Raw genomic sequence first — 19,619 nt, 5'->3', positions numbered from 1 at the left:
CTCGGCGCGACGGACGACCCGGACTCTGGCCGATCCCCCGGCGGCGGGGCAACCCCGCCGGCGGTCAGGACGACGGTGCGCCCGGCCGGTCCTCCCGCGGGATGACCTCGGGGGTGTCGGCGACATCCGGCGGGATGCGGTTGGGCCCGGCCTCGGCGGGGCGGGGCCGGTCCTGGGGGTGCAGCCGGACGGCCACGAAGGCCACGTCGTCGTCGGACTCGCCGGGCAGCATCCGGTCGAGCAGCTCGTCGCAGAGGTCGTCCAGGTCCCGGGCGGCCAGCTCCGCCAGGGCGCCGCGCAGGCGGTCCAGCCCGGCGTCGAGGTCCTGGTCGCGGCGTTCGACCAGGCCGTCGGTGTACAGCACCAGGGTGGCGCCGGGGTCCAGGGTCACCTCGAACTCGCGGCGGCGCGTGCCGTCGTCGACGCCCAGCAGCAGCTCGGACCGGGGGCCGGTCAGGGTCCGCACGCTGCCGTCGGGGTCGATGACCATGGGCGGCGGGTGGCCGGCGTTGGCCCAGTGCACCCCGGTGAGGCCGAGGCGGGCCTGCCCCTCGGACTGCTCCATCCGGACGACCACGGCGGTGGCGGTGGTGTCCACCTGCAGCGTGGTCATCGCCTGGTCGACCCGGCGCAGGATCTCGGCCGGCCCGGCGCCGGTGGTCACCGCGATGGCCCGCAGCATCGACCGGATCTGCCCCATCGCCGCCGCGGCCTCGGTGTTGTGCCCGAGGACGTCCCCGACGGTCACGATCATGCTGCCGTCGGGCTGCAGGAAGGCGTCGTACCAGTCCCCGCCGACCTGGGCGGCCTCCGCCGCCGGCGTGTACCGCACCACCACCTGCACGTGGTCCGGCTGTGCCGGGGCGGTCAGCAGCGACCGCTGCAGGCCCTCGGCCAGCTGCCGCTGCCGGCGGTACAGCCGCGCGTTGTCCAGCGCGAGGCCGGCCCGGCCGGCGATGTCGGCGGCCGTGGCCAGGGAGTCCCCCGCGAGCGCGCCCCGGGCCGGCCCGTTGAACAGGCTGAGCAGCCCGACCGTGCGCCCGCGACCCCGCAGGGGGATGACGGCGAAGGACTCCGGCGCCAGCTGCCCGAGCAGCTGGCGCGCCCGGCCGGGGGCCAGCACCTCGAGGATCCGGGGCGTCGCGTCGGCGGCCAGCACCACCGGCCGGCCGGTCTCCAGGGCCCGGGCGACGAAGGACGTGTCGGTCAGCGCGGGGATGCGGGCCTGCGCGTAGTCGGCGACGCGGTAGAGCTGGGCCGGGTCGGTGTGCCACCACCCGACGTCCCGGAGCCCGTGCCGGAACCCGTGCTGGTGCTCGTCCCCGACCAGGGTCACCAGGCACCAGTCGGCCAGCTCGGGGACGACCAGCTGCGCCAGCCGGGCGACGGCGACCTCCGGGTCGAGGGTGCCGGTCAGCTCCCCGGTGACCCGCCCCAGCAGCTCGCTGCGCCGCTGCAGCTCCACCCGCCGCGTCACGTCCAGGAAGTACAGCGCCGTCCCGTGCGGCGCGGGGACGGCGCGCACCTCGACCCACACGTCGAGCGGCTCCGGGTAGTGGGCCTCGAAGACGACCGGCTCGCCGGTGGCGGCGGCGCGCCGGTAGTTGTGCTCGAACTGGGTGCCGACGGTGGCCGGGAACACCTCCCACAGCGTCCGGCCGAGCAGCTGGGACCGCTGGACGCCGGTGATCCGCTCGGCCTCGGAGTTGACGTCGGTCAGCACCCAGTCGTGGTCCATCGCGATGAACCCCACGGCCAGGCCCTCGAGCAGCAGAGCGGTCCGCTGCATGGGCTCGCGCTGGGCCGTGGTGTCGTGCGCGACGCCGATGAGCCGGCGGGTGTCGCCGTCCTCCACGACCCGGCCCTTGGCCGCGACCCACCGGTGGCCGCCCCCGGCCAGCACGATGCGGTACTCGGCCTGGTAGGAGCCGGACCCGCTGACGGCGTCCTGGACGGCGGCGACGACGTCGGCGAGGTCGTCGGGGTGCACATGGGCGTACACGTGCTCGGGGCGCCCGCCGAAGGTCGCCCGGTCGAGCTCGGACAGCCGGAGCAACCGGTCGTCGGCCACCAGCGCCCCGGTGGTGAGGTCCAGGTCGAAGGTGCCGACCTCCCCGGCCTCGGCGGCCAGGTCCCACCGCGTCCGGTCGGCGCGCTGGTCGGCGCTGAGCGCGGCGAGCTCCAGCTCGGTGGTGACCGCGCGGGCCAGCTGCTGCAGCACCGCCACGTCGGACGGCGATCACTGGCGGGGTGCCGGGTCGAACACGCACAGCGCTCCGGCGGACCGCCCGTCCGGGTCGGTCAGCGGCACGCCGAGGTAGGCCCCGACCGCGCCGGACGTCACCGGCGGCAGGCCGGACACCCGGGCGTCGAGGGAGGCGTCGGGGACCACCAGCGGGCCGCCGAGGTCGGCGGTGACCGTGCAGAGCGAGTCCTCCAGCGGCCCCTGGCTGCCCACGGCGCCGGCCGCGAGCCCGCTGCCCCCGGCGACCGTCTGCACGTCGGACAGCAGCGAGACCTGGGACGCGGACGTGCCGAGGAGGGAGGCCGCCAGCTCGGTGATCCGGCCGAGGACCGGCGCCTGACCGGCGCCGGACCACGGGCGGCGACCGGTCACCTCGGTCCCCACGACCGCGCACCTCCGTCCGCTGCCCGTCGCTGTGTCGCCCGGCACCGGCTGCCGCGCGGTGCTGGGGCGACCGGGCGGACGGGCGCCCGGACGGCGAGCAGCGATGGTAGTCCGCCGACCCGGCCGCCCCCGGGGGGCAGCCGGGCCGGCGGCGTCCCCGGTCAGCCCGGGACGCAGTCGAAGCTGCTGGCGAAGTCCGGGTTCCCCGCGCCGCCGTACCGGGGGTAGAGCGGGTACTGGCACAGCGGCCGGGTCCGGGTGGCACCGGGGTTGACGTCCCGGACGACGGGGTTCGCCGGGGCCACGCCGGTGGTGACCCACCGGTCCAGCGCGGTGAGCGAGTCCCAGCCCGCGGCGAAGGCGGCGCCCAGGTTGGCGTGGTTGGCGCCGGGGACGAGGTAGAAGCGGGCGAAGGCGTCCACCTTCCGCTGCCCCATGTCCTGCACCAGCCGCTCCCAGTACTCGATGGTGGCCCGGTGGCTGACCAGCTCGTCCGCCGTCCCGTGCAGCAGCAGGAGCTTGCCGCCGTCCTTGGTGAACCGCTTGAGGTCGGTGCTGTTGACGTCCTGCAGGGCGGTGAGCTCGGAGATCCGGTCCTGCCACGGGCCGGGTGCCAGCGGGTCGAGGGACAGCGAGTCGAAGCCCGGGTCGCGGGTCACGGCGTACTTGACCCAGGCGTCCCAGAACTGCATGCCGTAGCCGGCCGTCTTCGGCATCGGGTTCGCCGGCGCGGTGGTGCCCAGGCCCAGCAGCGGGGTCTGCATCTTGGCGCCGGAGAGGTACGGGAAGCCCGGGTAGCCGGTCTCCCCGCTGGCCAGCTCGTACGGGAAGGTGATCGCGCCGGAGATCGCGCGGATCGCGGTGATCTGCACGTCGGCCAGGCAGGTGTCGCCGGTGTCCTGCCCGTCCGGGCAGCGCAGCACGGCCGGGTCGAAGTCGCAGGCCGGCTCGTTGCCGACCACGCCGTCCCGCAGGCCGTCCAGCTCGTCGCAGGCGCCGATCACGGCGTCGTAGAGGAGCACCTGCTGGGCCGGGCGCGGGAACGCGCCGGGTGCGGCCAGCAGCCGGGTCATGTGCCCGAAGAACAGGTCCAGCGTGGCCGCGTTGAAGGCGGGGTAGACGCTGAGCACGCCGTCGAAGTCCCGTCCCCACCGCTGGGCGACCGCGAGGGCCTCCCGGCCGCCGGTGGAGCCGCCGGCGAAGTAGGTCTGCTGCGGCGCGCGGCCGTAGTACCGGTCGATCAGGAGGACCGCCGCGTCCCGGGTCTTCTTCAGCGCGTCCCCGGCGAAGTTCCGCAGCGCCTCGTCGTTGGCGAGGAAGTCGCCGTACAGCGACGGGGTCGGCTGGAAGCCGGCGGGCGTCTGGTGGCCGGAGTCGCTGGCGAAGGTGACGTACCCGCGGCCCAGCGGCTTCAGCTCGTCGGCCGGGCCGAAGGGCACGTTGCCGTCGACGGCCGGGATGGTGCCGTTGTAGCCGCCCCCGCCGAACATGAGCGCCTTCTGGTTCCAGGTGCTGGGCAGCGCGACCTGCAGGCGGATGTCCGGTGCCGTGGGGTCCACCGGGTGCAGCGCGACGGTCACCGTGCAGTGCTCGCCGACCGAGGCGGCCCCGGTGCCGAACGGCGCGACGAGGGCGGCCTCGGTCACCTCCCCGCCGGTCGTCGGCAGGCCGACCTCCTCCTCGGGGACGGCGGTGCCGGTCAGCCCCGCGCAGCGGGCGGCGGTGTCGGTGGCGCCGGCCGGCGGCGCCCAGCCGAGGGTGGCGACGACGGCGAGGGCCACCCCCGCCGCGGCTGTCCTGGTCCTGGTCAGGTGCATGGGGCCGGGTGTCCTTCCACGACGGTCGGTGTGAGCGCGGAGCGTGTCCTGGGTCACACCGACCGTAGGCAGGCCCGCAAGCCGGGCGTACGTGGCGGGCACCCACAGTCACCACCCGCGGTGTGACCGCCGGCCCCACCCCCGGGTCAGACGAACAGCGGGCTGGCCTCGCTGCGGGCAGCCAGACCGGCCATGGCCTCGTCCGACGGCCGCTCGGCGGACCGCTCGGCGGCGTCCAGCAGCCGGGGCAGGATCTCCAGGTCCCCGGTGGTCAGCAGGAACGCGTCGGGGCGGCCGAGCACCCAGTGCACCGCCAGGTCGATCTCGTCGACCTCCCGGAGGGGCTCGTACCAGGTCGCGGCGGTGGCGGTGCGGCCGTCCCACCGGCGGCGGGCCAGGCTCTTGATCGTCTGCAGGGCGACGCCGCGGTCCCGGCACACCGCGGCCAGCGCCTCGAAGGTGGCGGCGTAGCGCTCGTCCTGCATCTGCACCCAGTTGTACGGCGCGAGCACGGAGTCGAAGGCGAAGCGCTCGAGGCTGCGCCGGTGCACCTCGGGCACGGAGAGGCCGTGGCCGGTGACCCCGATGAACCGCACCAGGCCCTCCTCGCGCGCCTCGACCGCCGCCTCGAGGGCGCCGCCGGTTCCCAGCGCGGTCTCCCACTCGATGACGTCCACCAGGTTGTGCAGCTGGATCGAGTCGACCCGGTCGACGCCGAGGCGGTCCAGGGACCGGTGGATCTCCTCCCGCGCCCCGCGGCGGCTGCGCTCGCCGGTCTTGGTGGCGAGGAAGAAGGTGTCCGGGTGGCGCCGCAGCCAGGGCGCGACGCGCAGTTCGGCGTCCCCGTAGGAGGCGGCGACGTCGATGTGGTTGATGCCGTGCTCCAGCAGCAGGTCCAGCGCGCCGTCCGCCTCGCGCTGCGTCACCCGGGCCAGCGCCGCGGCGCCGAAGACGACGCGGCTGGACTCGTGACCGGTGCTGCCGAACGGTGCCCGTCGGATCATCGCCGGAGTGTAGGGCGGGCACGGGTCGCGTTCCTGCCGCACCGGGGACGCGGGGGGTGCCGATCGTCGTACCGGTGCGGCACGGTGGACGCCATGGACGCCTCCTTCACCGCGTCGGTCTTCCTCGGCATGAGCGTCGACGGGTTCATCGCCCGCCTCGACGGCGACCTCTCCTGGCTGACCGGCGGGGACGACGTCGGCGGCGCACCCGACGACGGCGAGGGCGGCGACTTCGGCTTCTCCGACTTCGTCGCCGGCATCGACGCGCTGCTGATGGGCCGGTCGACCTACGAGGTCATCGCCCCGATGGACGAGTGGCCCTACCAGGGCAAGCCGGTGCACGTGCTGAGCAGCACCCTCGAGCCCGGTGCGGACCCGCGGATCGTGGTGCACGGCTCCTTCGAGGACGCGGTGGCCGCGCTGAGCTCGGCCGGCCACCGCCGGGTGTACGTCGACGGCGGCCGGACGGTGCACACCTTCCTGGCCGCGGGGCTGGTCACGGACCTGACGCTGTCCCGGGTCCCGGTCCTCATCGGCACCGGCCTGACGCCCTTCGGCGAGCTGCCGGCGGACGTCGTGCTGGAGCACGAGCGCACCGCCGTCCTCGCCGGCGGCATGGTGCAGAGCACCTACCGGGTGCGCCGCTGACCCGTGCGGCCGGAGCGCCGCGGGCCGGTCAGCGGTGCGCCGGGACGCCGGTGCGGCGCCGCGCCCGGACGGCGTCGGCCAGCTGGGCCAGCATCCGCTCGGTCGTCGCGGGGTCGACGCAGGCGTCGGTGACGCTCACGCCGTACTCCAGGTCCTCGGGACGGCGGTCGAGGTCCTGCCGCCCGGCGACGAGGTTGCTCTCCACCATCACGCCGCGGATCGCCCCCTCACCGCCCGCGATCTGCCCGGCCAGGTCCCGGACGACCTCGATCTGGCGCAGGTGGTCCTTCTGGCTGTTGCCGTGCGAGGCGTCGACGACGACCACCTCGGGGAGCCCACGCTCGGCCAGCTTCCGCCGGGTGTCGGCGATGTGCGCCGCGGAGTAGTTGGGACCGTGCCGGTCGCCGCGCAGGATGACGTGGCCGGTGTCGTTGCCGGTGGTGGCCAGCTGCGCGGTCACCCCGTGGTGGTCGACGCCCAGGAACTCGTGCGGAGCGCGCGCGGTGAGCACCGCCTGCACGGCGACGTCGATGCTGCCCTCCGGCGAGTTCTTGAAGCCGACGACGGAGGAGAACCCGGACACCCGCTCGCGGGCGGTCTGGTCGGTGACGTTGCGGGCGCCCACCCCGTTGTAGGTGACCAGTCCGTTGACGTACTGCGGCGTGAGCGCGTTGAGCGGCTCCGCGGCCACCGGCACGCCCATGGCCGTGATGCGGCACATCAGCATCCGGGTGGCGACCAGCCCCACGCTGATCCGGCTCGACCCGTCCAGGAAGGGGTCGTAGGCGAAGCCCTTCCAGTCGACCTCGGTCCGCGGCTTCTCGGTGTACGTCCGCATGACGATCTCCAGGTCCCCGCCGTGCCGCTCGCGCATCCGGCCGAGGAAGGCGGCGTACTCCACCGCGGCGGCCGGGTCGTGGACCGAGCACGGGCCGGCGATGACGGCCAGCCGGTCGTCCCGCCCCTCCACGATGTCGGTCAGCGCCCGCCGCCCGGCGCCGGTCGTGGCGACGGACGCGGCCGACAGCGGGACGACGGTCGCGACCGCCGCCGGCGTGACGACGACGCTCGAGCCGGTGATCCGGGTGTTCACCAGGCCGGTGAGGTCCACGTCGTCCACGCCGTCGACGCCGAGTCGCTGCCGCACCCCGGGCAGCAGGTCCGCCAGTGTCGCGTCGATCTGCGCGTTGACCCGCGTCTGCACGTCGAGCAGGTGGTCGGCGACCCTCGTCGCCGCTTCCAGGATCCGGTCCACCTCGGCGAGTCTGCCGGGGCGCCGCCGGGCGGCGGCAGCCGGGCGTCACCCGCTGGTGAGGACGACGAGCTGCCCGGTCGCCCGGGTCATCGCGACGTAGCGGTCGACCGCTCCCTCGATGCCCGTGCCGAACGCCTCGGGGTCCACCAGCACGACCAGGTCGAACTCGAGCCCCTTCACCAGCTCCGGGGGCAGCGACCGGACCCGGGACGTCGCCTCGAAGGCGGGGTCGCCGATCACGCAGGCGGTGCCCTCGGCGTGCGCGGCGAGCCAGCTGTCCACGATCGACCCCAGCTCGAACACGGGACCGTGCACGACGGGGACGCCGCTGCTGCGGACGGAGGTCGGCACGTTCGCGTCCGGCAGCACCGCCCGGATCACCGGCTCGGCCTCGGCCATGACCTCGGCCGGCGTCCGGTAGTTGATGCTCAGCGAGGCCAGCGCGACCCGGTCGAGCCCGATCCGCCCGAGCCGTTCCTGCCACGACTCGGGGAACCCGTGCCGGGCCTGGGCGCGGTCCCCCACGACGGTGAGGCTGCGGGACGGGCAGCGCTGCAGCAGCATCTGCCACTCCGCGTCGGTCAGCTCCTGCGCCTCGTCCACCACGACGTGCGCGAACGGGCCGGCCAGCAGGTCCGGGTCGGCGGCCGGCAGCGCGCCCTCGTCGACCAGGGCGTCGCGGAGGTCCTGGTGGCGGAGGCTGGTCATCAGCAGCAACTCGGAGTCGTCGGCCGCGATCAGCTCGTCGATGACGGTGGCCATCCGCTCGCGCTCCCGTGCGGCGACCGCCTCCTGCCGGCGCTTCCGGCGGGACGCCTCCGGGTCGCCGAGCCGCTGCCGGGCGGCGTCCAGGAGCGGCAGGTCCGACACCGTCCACGCCCGCGGGTCCCGGCGCTGCAGCGCGCGCACCTCCTCGGCGCGGAGCCAGGGAGCGCAGTGGCGCAGGTAGGCGGGCACCGACCACAGGTCCCCCACCAGGTCGGCGGCGTCCAGCAGCGGCCACGCCCGGTCGAGGGCCCCGCGCAGCTCCCGGTCGCGTGCCAGCGCCGTCCGCAGCTGGTCGGCCGGGACGTCGTCTTCCCCGTGCGCGTCTCCCAGGATGGTGAGCAGCTGCTCCCAGACCAGCTCGCGTGCCTCGTTGTGCGGGACGCCGGGTTCGGCCGCCTCGAACGCCTCGGCCCAGTCCTCCGGGCTCAGCTCGACGTCGGACCAGGGGGTCTCGACGACCAGCCCGGTGCGCGGCGGCTCCTCGTGGAAGCGGACGGCGGCCTCGACCGCGGTCACCAGGTCCGCGGACGACTTCAGCCGGGCGACGTCCGGATCGGCCTCCACCCCGGCGGCGGCCCCCTCGGGGACGAGGTCGCGCAGCGTGGCGGTCCGCACGCCCTCCTCACCGAGGCTGGGCAGGACGTCGGAGACGTAGGCCAGGTACGGCTGGTGCGGGCCGACGAACAGCACGCCGCCCCGCCGGGAGCCCAGGCGCGGGTCGGCGTACAGCAGGTAGGCGGTGCGGTGCAGGGCGACGACGGTCTTGCCCGTGCCCGGACCGCCGTCCACGACGAGAGCGCCCGAGGAGCCGGCGCGGATGATCGCGTCCTGGTCGGCCTGGATGGTGCCGAGCACGTCGCGCATCCGGGCGGACCGGGTGCCGCCCAGGCTGGCGATGAACGCGGACTGGTCGTCCAGCGAGGCGGCGTGGCCGGCCAGCCCGTCGGCGGTGAAGACCTCGTCCCAGTAGTCGGTGACCCGGCCACGGGTCCAGCGGTAGCGGCGCCGGCTGGCCAGTCCCATCGGGTCGGCGTGGGTGGCGCCGAAGAACGGCTCGGCCGCGGGCGACCGCCAGTCCAGCAGCAGCCGGCGACCGGTGCTGTCGGTGAGGCCGAGCCGGCCGACGTACACCGGCTCGGCGCCGTCCGCGCCGACCATGCGCCCCAGGCACAGGTCCAGCCCGAAGCGACGCAGGGCCCGCAGCCGGGCCGCCAGCCGGTGCACCTCCAGGTCGCGGTCCAGCGCCTCCTGCCCCGTGCCGCCGGGTGCCCGGCGCTCGGCGTCGAGGCGGGCGGAGAGCTCGGCGATGGACCGCGCCAGGCTCTCGCCGAGGGCCGCGAAGTGCTGCTCGTCGCCGCCGACCAGTGCCGGGGCGGCCTTGGCGGCGAGCCGGTCGGGGAGGTCGAACGCGCTGGTGGTCACGGGGCTCACGTCATCATCTCCGCAGGTCAGGGCCTCGGCTGACGAGTGTGGGACCCGACCCGGGCCTTGCGGCAAGCCCCCCGGGGCGCTATAGCTTGGAGGTGGCGGGGAGAACCCGCGACGATCGTCGGCATGAGCACCCCAGGCGGCCTGGCCGGGACCGGTCCCGAGGGCCTGCGCGCCCGCACCCGCGAGCTGTGCGCGCGGTTCCCGGACGAGTACTGGCGGGAGACCGACCGCGACCGCCGCTACCCGCAGGAGTTCGTCGACACCCTCACCTCCGCCGGCCTGCTGTCGGTCCTCATCCCGGTGGAGTACGGCGGTGCGGGCCTGGGGCTGACCCAGGCCGCGGTGGTCATGGAGGAGATCAACCGGTCGGGCGGCCACTCGGCGGCCTGCCACGCGCAGATGTACACGATGGGTGCGCTGCTGCGGCACGGCAGCGACGAGCTCAAGGACACCTACCTGCCGCTCATCGCCTCGGGCGAGCTGCGGCTGCAGGCCTTCTCCATCACCGAGCCGGCCGCCGGGTCGGACACCACCCGCATCAGCACCACCGCCACGCGCGACGGCGAGGACTTCGTGCTGACCGGGCACAAGAACTGGACCAGCCGCATCCTGGAGTCCGACCTCGCCCTGGTCCTCGCCCGCACCGGCGAGCCGGACGGCGACCGCACCGGCGGCCTGACCCTGTTCCTGGTCGATCTGCGCCAGGTGCGGGCCGACCAGCCCGACGCCCTCGAGGTGGTGCCGGTGCGGACGATGTTCAACTACGCCACCAACCAGGTGTTCTACAAGGGCGTGCGCGTCCCGGCCGACCACGTCGTCGGGCAGGTCGGCGCGGGCTTCCGCTACGTCATCGACGGCTGGAACGCCGAGCGGATCCTGCTGGCGTCCGAGGCCATCGGGGACGGCTACTGGTTCATCGAGCGGGCGGTCGCCTACGCCAACGACCGGTCCGTCTTCGGCCGCCCGATCGGGGCCAACCAGGGCGTGCAGTTCCCGCTCGCCGACGCGTACATGAAGGTGCGCGCCGCGGACCTGATGCGCTCCGAGGCGGCCCGGCTGTTCGAGGAGGGCCGGCCGTGCGGCGCCGAGGCGAACATGGCGAAGCACCTCGCGTCGGAGGCCAGCTGGGCCGCGGCGAACGCGGCCCTGGACACCCACGGCGGCAACGGGTTCGTCGACCAGTTCGACATCGAGCGGAAGTTCCGCGAGACCCGGCTGTACCAGGTGGCGCCGGTCAACAACAACCTGATCAAGGCGTTCGTGGCCACGAAGGTGCTGGGGCTGCCGCGGTCCTACTGAGCCCGCGCGGCGCGCCGTGCCCTCGTCGCTGCGCCCCCTCGCCTCGCCCGTCGCATCGCCCTCCGCATGCGCACGGTCAACACCTGACGAAGTGGACCGGTTCGTCTCGTCCCACGATGTCCTCGCGGACGCCGGATCGGTTCGCATACGGTCCGTAGCAACGCAGACGCGCAACGTCGCCGCAGACCAGCCGGCCCGGCGGTTCGTGGACCATCCCGAGAGGAACATCGTGCCCCTTCCCCAGCGCTCCCCCGCTCCGGTCCTCCCCCGTCAGGTCGCGCCCGGCCAGCGGCCCTACACCCGGCCCGCGGTGCCCGGCGTCCAGCAGACGCGCCCGGTGCCCTCGGGTGTCCGGCTGCAGCCCGGCGCCGTCCCGCTGGGTCAGCGACCGCTGGTCGAGCGGCCCGCTCCGCGCCCCGCGGTCACCTTCCTGACCGTGGCCGAGGTCGCGGCGATCATGCGGGTCTCCAAGATGACCGTCTACCGCCTCGTGCACGGCGGAGAGCTGGCCGCCGTGCGCGTCGGCCGGTCCTTCCGGGTCCCCGAGCCCGCGGTCCGCGACTACCTGACCGACGCCCGCACCGACGTCGCCTGACCTCGGTCGAGCCGCACCGGCGGCTCGTCACCCCGTGCCGGAGCTGCGCGGCCGACCGCCCGTCGGGTTGAGCCGCCACAGCCGGTACGTCCACGGCAGGTCGTAGAGCAGCACGAAGGCCGTGTACGGGGCCAGGACGGTGCGCGAGTGCGCGTCCCCCGCCACCGAGCGCTGCAGCGCCAGGAGCGGGACGAGGAAGGCGCACAGGCCCACGAAGCCGGCACGGGCGCTGCGACGGCCGAAGAAGGCGCCGTTCCAGGCCTCGTTCCCGACGAGGACCGCCAGGCCCCATGCGGTGCTCCCGGCGTCCCGACGATCGATGCTGCGTGCCAGCACGTCCCCGATGACCCCGTAGTAGAGCGCGCCGACGACCAGCGAGGCAGGCAGGGGCAACTGCCAGCGTGCAGCCGTGAGGCCCCGGAACCATCCATCGCCCCCGTCCCGATGAAGGCGTTCCCCGCGACCGCGGCCGCACCGGCGCAGGCGCCCGCCAGGAGCACCGATCCCCGCCTCACGAGGAACGGGAGGCGTCGCCGGCAGCCGGGCCGCTGCTGCGCGCTCCGGCGCGCGGCGGGTCCTCCGCCCGCCGCTTGAGCGCTTCGTTCATCGCCACGAACGCCGGCAGGGTGTTCCGGTCCAGCGATCCGGCGACGAAGGGGACGAGGACACCGCGGAACGTCTCCTGGTGGACCAGCCGGGTCCCGCCGGCCTGCGCCCGGAGCAGGAAGGCGTGCTCGGCGTCCATCAGCCCGGGCAGGCCCAGCCGGCCGCGCCACCGCAGCTCCCGGTCGACGGCGACCGCGACGAGCCGGGGGCGCACGGTCATGGCCCGACCGCCCACCGGCTGCATCCTCAGGGTCAGCCGACGACCTGGCTGCACCACTCCCTCCGCCCGCACGATGAACGGGTTCCACTCCGGGTACGCGGCGAGGTCGGTGAGCACCTCCCACACCCGGTCAGGCCCGGCCTCGATGTCGACGTGGGTCGAGAGTCGCTTGGACACGGTCTGCTCCTCGGTTCGGTCCGACGGGTGGTGCTGCGGGCACCGGCACGGCGTCCACGGGATGGGGGTGCCCGTCCCGTCGATCGCGTCCGCTCGGGGCAGGGCGACGTGCTCGTTGCGGATCCCGATCGCCATGAAGCGGGAGAACAGCCGCAGCAGCGGTGGTACGCGGGACAGAACGCGCAGCGGCACGGGGACACCACTCCGCGGGGCCCCGGCTCCCGCTGCGCCGAACAGCTGCCGCTGGACGCCGCGCTGGACGAGCTGGGTGACCCGCGTGGGGAGGTCGCGACGTCGCTGCACCCGCCGGAGGTCGCGGGGCGTCACGACCCCCCGGCGCAGGGGCGGGACCAAGGCGTTGGCCGCGGCCACGGCGTCCTGGACGGCGAGGTTGATCCCGACACCCGCGACGGGTGACATGGCATGGGCGGCGTCCCCGATGCACAGCAGTCCCGGCCGGTACCAGCGCCGCAGCCGGTCGACCCGGACCTCCAGGAAGCCGGTGTCGTCCCAGCTGCGGAGGGCCGTGTCGACCCGGTCCCCCAGGAAGGGCAGAGCGCGTCGCAGGTCCGCCCGGAGGGCCTCGATGCCCGCCGCCCGCAGCGTCTCGACCGTCCCCTTCGGCATGGTGTAGGCGCCCTGCCAGTAGCTGCCCCGGTCGATCATCGGGAGCAACCGGCCGGGCACCAGCCGCGCGAAGGAGGCCGCCGGGTCCCCCGGGCTCTTCGGGAGCCGGTACCAGAGCACGTCCAACGGGGCTCCGTACTCGACGAGGGACAGGCCGGCTGCCCGGCGCACGGCGGAGTGCCGCCCGTCGGCGGCGACCGTCAGCAGCGCGCGCAGCTCCCCCTCGGAGCCGTCGCCGTCCCTGCGCCGGTAGCGGACCCCGGTCACCGCGCCCTGTTCCTCGACCAGCCCGACGACCTCGACCCGCCGGTGGAGAGCGAACGAGGGGGCTCGCGCGGCCTCGGTGGTGAGGAAGTCCAGGAACTCGTACTGCGGCACCATCGACAGGCACTGGAACCTGCCCGGGAGCCGGGAGAAGTCGCCGAGCGGGACCAACCCGTCGTCGGTCATCAGCATGATGGTCGTCGTGCGCTGCTGCGGCAGTTGCTCGAAGCCCTCCAGCAGGTCGAGCTCCGCCAGCGCCTGCATGGTCGAGGCGTGCACGGTGTCGCCGCGGAAGTCGCGCAGGAAGTCCGCGTGCTCCTCGAGGACGACGACGTCGATGCCCGCCCGGGCCAGCAGCAGGCCGAGCACCGCCCCGGCGGGTCCACAGCCGGCGATGCACACCGTCGCGGTCGCGGGCAGCTCCTCGGTGGTCACGAGGAGCTCGCCGACGACAGGACCGGCGGAGCCGACGGCTCGGTCGCGGGCTGGTGCCGGCGCGCCCGCCTCCGCCGCAGCACCCCGAGCAGGACGACGTCGCCGATCACCATCCCCGCGAGCGCCGGCGCGGTCATCGCCCATCCGGTGCCGTTCCCGGCGAGGACCCCCCAGGCGAGCTTGCCGACGGCCATCGTGTTGAGGATGACCAGCCCCCAGGTCAGGGACCGCTTCCAGAACGCCAGGCAGAAGGCCGCGAGGGACAGCGGACCGAGCAGGGACAGCAGGACCTGCTGCGCGTCCCAGTCGCCGGTGAGCCAGTCCCGCTCGAAGTCGAGGAACTCCAGCACCCGCGGATCGGGCTGCGCGGGCGCGGGGAACCAGGCGATGCTCGTGGCCAGCGCGACGAGCGTGCCGGCGATGCCCCAGCCGCTGCGCCGGTGGGCGAAGAAGGCCAGCGGGAGCAGGAAGAGCGGCCTGACGTACCAGCTGAGCACGTTGGCGTGGCGGTCGAAGGCCCAGTCGCCGACGTCGGCGAGCAGCTGTGCGATGTCCATGGCGTGCTCCTAGGGGTGGGTCGGCGCGGGTGCGCGACGGGTCGTCGTCGGTGCGGGAGGGGCCGGTGCGGCCGGCACGCGGAACGTCAGGACCACCAGCGCGATGGCGGCCAGGCTGACCGCGGCGAGGCTCACGGACTGCAGGACCTGGTCGATCCGGGTGGGCAGGACCGACACGTGGGCCTGGTGGTAGAGCTGGTGGGGCAGGTGCAGCACGAGCACGGCCAGGCCGACGGCGCGGGCCACCCAGATGACGCCCGTCAGCAGCGCGACCAGCGCGACGGTGCCGACTGCGAGGTTGCCCAGCCCGACGTCGCGGAGCAGGTGCTCGTTGTAGGGACCGTCCGGGCTGACCCAGTGGTGACCCATCCCGGGGAAGTCGGCGTGGAAGGAGGCCGGGAAGACGGCCTGCCAGAGGCCGATGGCGAGTCCGAAGGAGGTGAACCACACCAGCAGCAGCTTGATGGCGGATCGCATGCGGGCCTCCGGGAGGGACGGGGATCGGTGTCGGCGCGGGGCCGAGCTCCCGGGAGCAGCGTCGGACCCGCGGCTTGACGGTTCGTGGCCATCTGCTTGACGGGAGCGGAGACGACGACGCGGGAAGGGGCGGGATCCGGGCCGCCGCGGGGCAGGATGGCCCGACGGCGAGCACGGCGGGGCCGAGGAGGCAGGTGGGCGGTGCAGTTCGAGATCCTCGGGCCGCTGCAGGTCCTCGACGCCGGACACCCCCTGGCCCTCGGCCGGCCCAAGCAACGCGTCGTCCTGGCGATCCTGTTGCTCCACGCCGGCCGGGTCGTGTCGCTCGACAGGTTGGTCGAGGAGGTGTGGGGCCGACAGGCGCCGCCGCAGGCCCTGGCATCGGTGCAGGCCTACGTCTCACACCTGCGCCGGCTGCTGGAACCCCACCGCGCCCCCGGTGCGCCGGCGACCGTGATCGTCAACCAGGCCCCCGGCTACCGCATCGTGGTGGGACCGGAGGACCTCGACGCCGCGCGGTTCGAGACGCTGGCGCAGACCGGACACGACCTCCTGCAGCGGGACGAGGCAGCGCGTGCCGCGGAGACGCTGCAGCGAGCCCTCCGGCTGTGGCGTGGCCCCGTGCTGGCCGACGTCGGCGACGCCCCCTTCGTCCAGGCCGAACGGGCCCGCCTGGACGACCTCCGGCTGACCGCGCTGGAGGGTCGGCTGAGCGCCGACCTCGCGCTCGGCCGGCACGCCGTCATCGCCGCCGAGCTCGAGCAGCTGTCCGCGGAGCACCCGTTCCGGGAGCGTCTCCAGGGTCTGCGGATGGCGGCGCTCTACCGCTGCGGACGGCAGGCGGAGGCGCTGCAGAGCTATCAGCAGTTCAGCGCGCGGCTGCGCGAGGAACTCGGGCTCGACCCCGGGCAGCCGCTCCGGGACCTCCAGCGGGACATCCTGGCCCAGGCCCCCCACCTGGACCGGACGGCGGCTCCCGCCGTCGCCGTCGGGCGGCGTCCCGCGGCGGCACCGGGGAGCCCGGACGGGGCGGTGGACCCGGCGGGCGTCGCACTGGTCGGCCGGAGCGCGCAGCTGGGGGTGGTGGAGCGGGCGCTGGCCGGGACGGCCGGCGGGCGGGGCCGGATCGTCCTGGTGGCGGGTGAGCCCGGGATCGGCAAGACACGACTGGCCGAGGAAGCGGCGCGACGCGCCCGCGCGTCCGGCGTCACGGTGGCCTGGGGTCGCAGCGACCAGGACGCCGGAGCCCCGCCGTTCTGGCCGTGGACGCAGGTGCTCCGGAGCCTCCTCGGCGACGGGACGGCCGGGCCGCTCCGCGCCGGGGCGGCAGCCCACTCCGTCGAGCTGGCACCGGTCCTGCCGGAGCTGGCGGACGGTGGACCCCGCGCGTCCGCCCCGGTCGTCGACCCGGAGGCAGCCCGCTTCCGGGTCTGCCAGGCAGCCACCGCTGCGCTGCGGGACCTCGCCTCCGCCCGCCCCCTGCTGGTGGTCCTCGACGACCTGCAGTGGGCCGACGTCGCCTCCCTGCGGCTGCTGGGCCACCTCGCCCGGACGGTGGCGGACACCCCCGTCGTGGTGCTGGTGACCTACCGGGACCGGACGCTCGACGGCGGCGAGCCGCTCGCCGACACGCTGGCCGAGCTGGCACGGACGGCGCCGGTCGACCGCCTCGAGCTGGCCGGCCTGGCAGTCGCCGACGTGGCCCAGGTCATGGCGTCCCACACCGGCGCGGACGCGGACGACGAGCTGGCCCGGCTGATCAGCGACCGCACCGGTGGCAACCCGTTCTTCGTGCTCGAGGTCATCCGTCTGCTCGACGCCAACGGCTGGCCCGGGAGGACCCCGGCCGAGGCCACGTCACTGGTCGCGCAGCAGGTCCCCGCCGGGGTGCGCGACGTCCTCCGGCGACGACTGGCCCGGCTGCCGGACCAGACGCGGACGGTGCTGCTGGTCGCGGCGGTCGTCGGTCAGGAGTTCGACCTCGACGTCGTCCGCGCCGTGACGGGGATGGACGACGACGACACGCTCTCCGCCGTCGAGCTCACCGTGTCGGCCGGGCTCGTGCTCGAGGACCCGGCGACGGTGGGCCGCTTCCGCTTCGCGCACGCGCTGGTCCGCGAGGCCATCTACGGCGAGATCAGCCGGGCGCGCCGGGCCCGGCTGCACGCCCGGGTGGGGCAGGCACTGCTCGACCACCGGAGCGACGACGCGGACTCCGTCCTGCAGCTGGCCCAGCACTGGTGGCTCGCCGCGCCGGTGGTCGGCGCCGAGCGGGCGGTCCCCCACGTGATCGCCGCAGCCGAGCGGTGCCTGGACACCTTCGCCCACGAGGAGGCCGAGCGGCAGCTGCGCCGCAGCCTGGACCTGCTGGCCACCGCGGCGCCCGCGGCGTCGCGCGACGCCTCGGAGCTGGCCGTCAGGCTGCGTCTCGGCACGCTGCTCGTGCAACTGCACGGCAGCGGCTGCGAGCACGCACGGGTCCACTTCAGCCGAGCACGGGAGCTGGCCGACGCGCTCGGCGACAGGTCGGCCCTGCTCGCTGCCTGCCGCAGCCTCTACGAGGTGGCCTTCGCCCGGGCCGACCACTCGGCCGCCGCCGCCCTGGCCGAGGTCATGCTGGACATCGCCCGGAGCAGTGACGACCCGGCCGCCCTCGTGCTGAGCCACCTGGCGCTGGGTCGCACCCTGTGGTCCCAGGGCCGGCTTGCCGCCGCCAGGGACCACCTCGAGCAGGGCCTGCGGGTGGCGGGCCCGGTGGACGGCCGCCAGGTCCCGCCGCCGAGGACCGTGCTGCAGCTGCAGCTGGCCGCGGTGCTCACGTCCCTGGACGAGCCGGACGCGGGGATCGAGCTGTTGGAGACGGCCGTCAGGGACTCGCGCGGTGGGTCCCCCTTCGCCCAGGCCCTCACCCTCACCGGAGCCGCCCTCGTATCCGCCATGCGCCGCGACCCACCGGCGGCGCTGAAGTGGGCCACCGAGACGCTGGAGCTGGTGGAGCGCTGGAACCTGCCCTGGCCGGCCGGGTACGCGGCCGTCGTGCTGAGCTGGGTGCGCGCCGTCGAGGACGATCCGGTGGCTGCGATCCCCGCCCTCCGGGGTCACCTCGCGCGGACCGAGGCCGGCGGCACCCAGCACCTGGTCGGGTGGGGTCTCGGCCTGCTGGCCGAGGCGCACCTCCGCAACGGTCAGCCCGTCGATGCGCTGCACCTCCTCGACGACGCGCTGGCCCGGGTCGAGCGCACGGGTGAGCGCTCCTACGAGTCCGAGCTCCACCGCCTCCGTGCCCTGTGCCTGGTCGCGCTGGCGCCACCGCGCGCCGAGGAGGCCCGCGGCGCCCTCCGACGGGCGCTCACCGTGGCGCGCGACCAGGGGTCCGCGATGCTGGAGCAACGCGCCCTGGAGACCGGCCGCACGCTCGCGACCGGTCCTCACAGCGAGAGCTGCGACGAGCCTGGTCCAGGGCGCTGAGCCTGGCACTGCGGGACCAGACCGGCCTCGACGAGCAGCGCGGCGGCCCGGCGGCCGAGCGTGGGCGGGGCAGTGAGCTCCTCCACGCCCGAAGCCCGGAGCCGGTCCGCGACCTCGCACACCAACCGGCGTCCGAGGGCAGGATCGCGGTAGGCCGCCGACACGGCGAGACCACACAGTCGGGCGGTCGTGGCGTCCACGCGGCGGACCACCGCCACCCCGGCGAGGCCGCTCTCCACCGTCGCGGTCAGGTCGCACAGGCCGTACCAGACGCAGGCCGCGTCGTGGTCGTCCAGGCCGCAGTCGGGCAGCAGGCGCGCGGCCTGTCGCCGCTCGCCGTCCCCCTCGAGCCGCCGGAAGACGATGCCGGCCGGCGAGCCTCGCGGGATCGGCGTCATCGTCCCTCCACCGGGTCGCGGGTGTCCGTGCCCGACGGTCCCCGCCGTGGTTTGACACCGGCTTGACGCCGCGAGGGCGGGATCGGCCAACCGACCGTCAAGGTCCACCGACGACGGTCGCACCACCGACCGACCTCGACGGAGGGAACGCGCGATGGACACCGTGCTCGTCACCGGTGGCAGCGGACAGCTCGGGCGCCGGGTGGTCCGCGCGCTGACGTCCGAGGGCCATCCCGTGCGGATCCTCAGCCGGCGACCGGCTCCGCCCCCGGCGCCCGGCGCCGACGTGGTCGTGGCGGACCTCGGAACCGGCGCGGGCCTGGCCGGGGCAGTGGCCGGAACGGCCGCGATCGTGCTCTGCGCCACCGACCCGCGGCGCTCCCGGACGGTCGACGTGCAGGGCACCGCGCGACTCGTGGCGGCCGCGCAGGGCGCCGGGAGGCCGCACGTCGTCTTCATCTCCATCGTCGGCATCGACCGCATCCCGACGGCGTACTACCGGTCCAAGCTGGCCGCCGAGCGCACGATCGAGCGGTCCGGGCTGCCGTGGACCGTCCTGCGCACGACCCAGTTCCACGCGTTCGTCGACGACCTGGTCGGCCGGATGGGGAAGCTGCCCGTCGTGCCGGTGCCGCGCGGGTGGCGGGTCCAGCCGATCGACGTCGACGAGGTCGCCCGCCGGCTGGCGGCCGTCGTGGAGTCCGGGCCTGCCGGCCGGCTGCCCGACCTCGGCGGGCCGGAGGTGTTCGGGGTCGAGCAGCTCGTGCGGGACGGCCTCCGGTCGACCGGGCGTCGCCGCCCGGTGATCGAGCTCCCGCTCCCCGGAGCGGCGTCCGCGGCGCTGCGGGCGGGCGCGAACCTCGTCCCCGGCAACCGCTCCGGCGGCCGCACCTGGCGGGAGTTCCTGGACGGCCGCCGCCCCGTCCGGCTGCTGGAGGGCTGAC

Annotated in this window: 16 protein-coding genes; 5 read left to right on the top strand and 11 right to left on the bottom strand. The window is 75.1% G+C overall.

Features of this window, described 5'->3' with window-relative positions; all coding sequences use genetic code 11:
• Window positions 1-64: 64 nt before the first annotated feature.
• The 4 genes from ACWIX6_RS09810 to ACWIX6_RS09795 form a co-directional block, all read right to left on the bottom strand.
• Complete coding sequence (locus ACWIX6_RS09810; protein WP_448616655.1) at window positions 65-2,227, bottom strand: SpoIIE family protein phosphatase; 2,163 nt, start codon at window positions 2,225-2,227, stop codon at window positions 65-67.
• Between the two features lie 12 nt (window positions 2,228-2,239).
• Complete coding sequence (locus tag ACWIX6_RS09805) at window positions 2,240-2,629, bottom strand: GAF domain-containing protein (RefSeq protein ID WP_448616654.1); 390 nt, start codon at window positions 2,627-2,629, stop codon at window positions 2,240-2,242.
• Window positions 2,630-2,790: 161 nt separating this feature from the next.
• Window positions 2,791-4,446, bottom strand: a complete 1,656-nt coding sequence (locus ACWIX6_RS09800) for a tannase/feruloyl esterase family alpha/beta hydrolase (RefSeq protein ID WP_448616653.1) — start codon at window positions 4,444-4,446, stop codon at window positions 2,791-2,793.
• A 146-nt stretch (window positions 4,447-4,592) separates the two neighbouring features.
• Complete coding sequence (locus ACWIX6_RS09795) at window positions 4,593-5,450, bottom strand: aldo/keto reductase (protein ID WP_448616652.1); 858 nt, start codon at window positions 5,448-5,450, stop codon at window positions 4,593-4,595.
• Between the two features lie 93 nt (window positions 5,451-5,543).
• Between ACWIX6_RS09795 and ACWIX6_RS09790 the strand changes: the two genes are divergently transcribed.
• A complete protein-coding gene (locus ACWIX6_RS09790; RefSeq protein WP_448616651.1) occupies window positions 5,544-6,098 on the top strand; it encodes a dihydrofolate reductase family protein in 555 nt (184 codons plus the stop codon).
• Window positions 6,099-6,126: 28 nt separating this feature from the next.
• Here ACWIX6_RS09790 and ACWIX6_RS09785 read toward each other — a convergent pair whose 3' ends face one another.
• Together ACWIX6_RS09785 and helR are read right to left on the bottom strand one after the other, a co-directional pair.
• Window positions 6,127-7,353 (bottom strand): 3-deoxy-7-phosphoheptulonate synthase, encoded by a 1,227-nt coding sequence (locus tag ACWIX6_RS09785; RefSeq protein ID WP_448616650.1) that lies wholly within the window; start codon window positions 7,351-7,353, stop codon window positions 6,127-6,129.
• 45 nt (window positions 7,354-7,398) lie between these two features.
• Complete coding sequence (helR, locus tag ACWIX6_RS09780; RefSeq protein ID WP_448616649.1) at window positions 7,399-9,552, bottom strand: RNA polymerase recycling motor ATPase HelR; 2,154 nt, start codon at window positions 9,550-9,552, stop codon at window positions 7,399-7,401.
• A gap of 123 nt (window positions 9,553-9,675) precedes the next feature.
• Between helR and ACWIX6_RS09775 the strand changes: the two genes are divergently transcribed.
• Together ACWIX6_RS09775 and ACWIX6_RS09770 are read left to right on the top strand one after the other, a co-directional pair.
• Window positions 9,676-10,851, top strand: a complete 1,176-nt coding sequence (locus tag ACWIX6_RS09775) for an acyl-CoA dehydrogenase family protein (RefSeq protein WP_448616648.1) — start codon at window positions 9,676-9,678, stop codon at window positions 10,849-10,851.
• Window positions 10,852-11,080: 229 nt separating this feature from the next.
• Complete coding sequence (locus ACWIX6_RS09770; protein WP_448616647.1) at window positions 11,081-11,446, top strand: helix-turn-helix domain-containing protein; 366 nt, start codon at window positions 11,081-11,083, stop codon at window positions 11,444-11,446.
• 27 nt (window positions 11,447-11,473) lie between these two features.
• Here ACWIX6_RS09770 and ACWIX6_RS09765 read toward each other — a convergent pair whose 3' ends face one another.
• The 4 genes from ACWIX6_RS09765 to ACWIX6_RS09750 are packed head-to-tail and all read right to left on the bottom strand — an operon-like array spanning window position 11,474 to window position 14,809.
• Window positions 11,474-11,929 (bottom strand): tryptophan-rich sensory protein, encoded by a 456-nt coding sequence (locus ACWIX6_RS09765; protein WP_448616993.1) that lies wholly within the window; start codon window positions 11,927-11,929, stop codon window positions 11,474-11,476.
• A gap of 28 nt (window positions 11,930-11,957) precedes the next feature.
• A complete protein-coding gene (locus ACWIX6_RS09760; protein ID WP_448616646.1) occupies window positions 11,958-13,775 on the bottom strand; it encodes an FAD-dependent oxidoreductase in 1,818 nt (605 codons plus the stop codon).
• A complete protein-coding gene (locus ACWIX6_RS09755; protein WP_448616645.1) occupies window positions 13,772-14,332 on the bottom strand; it encodes a hypothetical protein in 561 nt (186 codons plus the stop codon). The genes ACWIX6_RS09760 and ACWIX6_RS09755 overlap by 4 nt, the downstream gene beginning before the upstream one ends.
• Before the next feature lie 9 nt (window positions 14,333-14,341).
• Complete coding sequence (locus tag ACWIX6_RS09750; RefSeq protein WP_448616644.1) at window positions 14,342-14,809, bottom strand: hypothetical protein; 468 nt, start codon at window positions 14,807-14,809, stop codon at window positions 14,342-14,344.
• 201 nt (window positions 14,810-15,010) lie between these two features.
• Here ACWIX6_RS09750 and ACWIX6_RS09745 point away from each other — a divergent pair, with 201 nt between their 5' ends.
• Window positions 15,011-18,277 (top strand): BTAD domain-containing putative transcriptional regulator, encoded by a 3,267-nt coding sequence (locus ACWIX6_RS09745; RefSeq protein ID WP_448616643.1) that lies wholly within the window; start codon window positions 15,011-15,013, stop codon window positions 18,275-18,277.
• Here the strand turns inward: ACWIX6_RS09745 and ACWIX6_RS09740 are convergent.
• Complete coding sequence (locus tag ACWIX6_RS09740) at window positions 18,238-18,675, bottom strand: GNAT family N-acetyltransferase (RefSeq protein WP_448616642.1); 438 nt, start codon at window positions 18,673-18,675, stop codon at window positions 18,238-18,240. The genes ACWIX6_RS09745 and ACWIX6_RS09740 overlap by 40 nt on opposite strands.
• A gap of 154 nt (window positions 18,676-18,829) precedes the next feature.
• Between ACWIX6_RS09740 and ACWIX6_RS09735 the strand changes: the two genes are divergently transcribed.
• Window positions 18,830-19,618, top strand: a complete 789-nt coding sequence (locus ACWIX6_RS09735; RefSeq protein WP_448616641.1) for an SDR family oxidoreductase — start codon at window positions 18,830-18,832, stop codon at window positions 19,616-19,618.
• Window position 19,619 lies beyond the last annotated feature (1 nt).

Source organism: Modestobacter sp. URMC 112, assembly GCF_053502575.1.
This window is presented reverse-complemented; position numbering and strand designations above follow the sequence as displayed.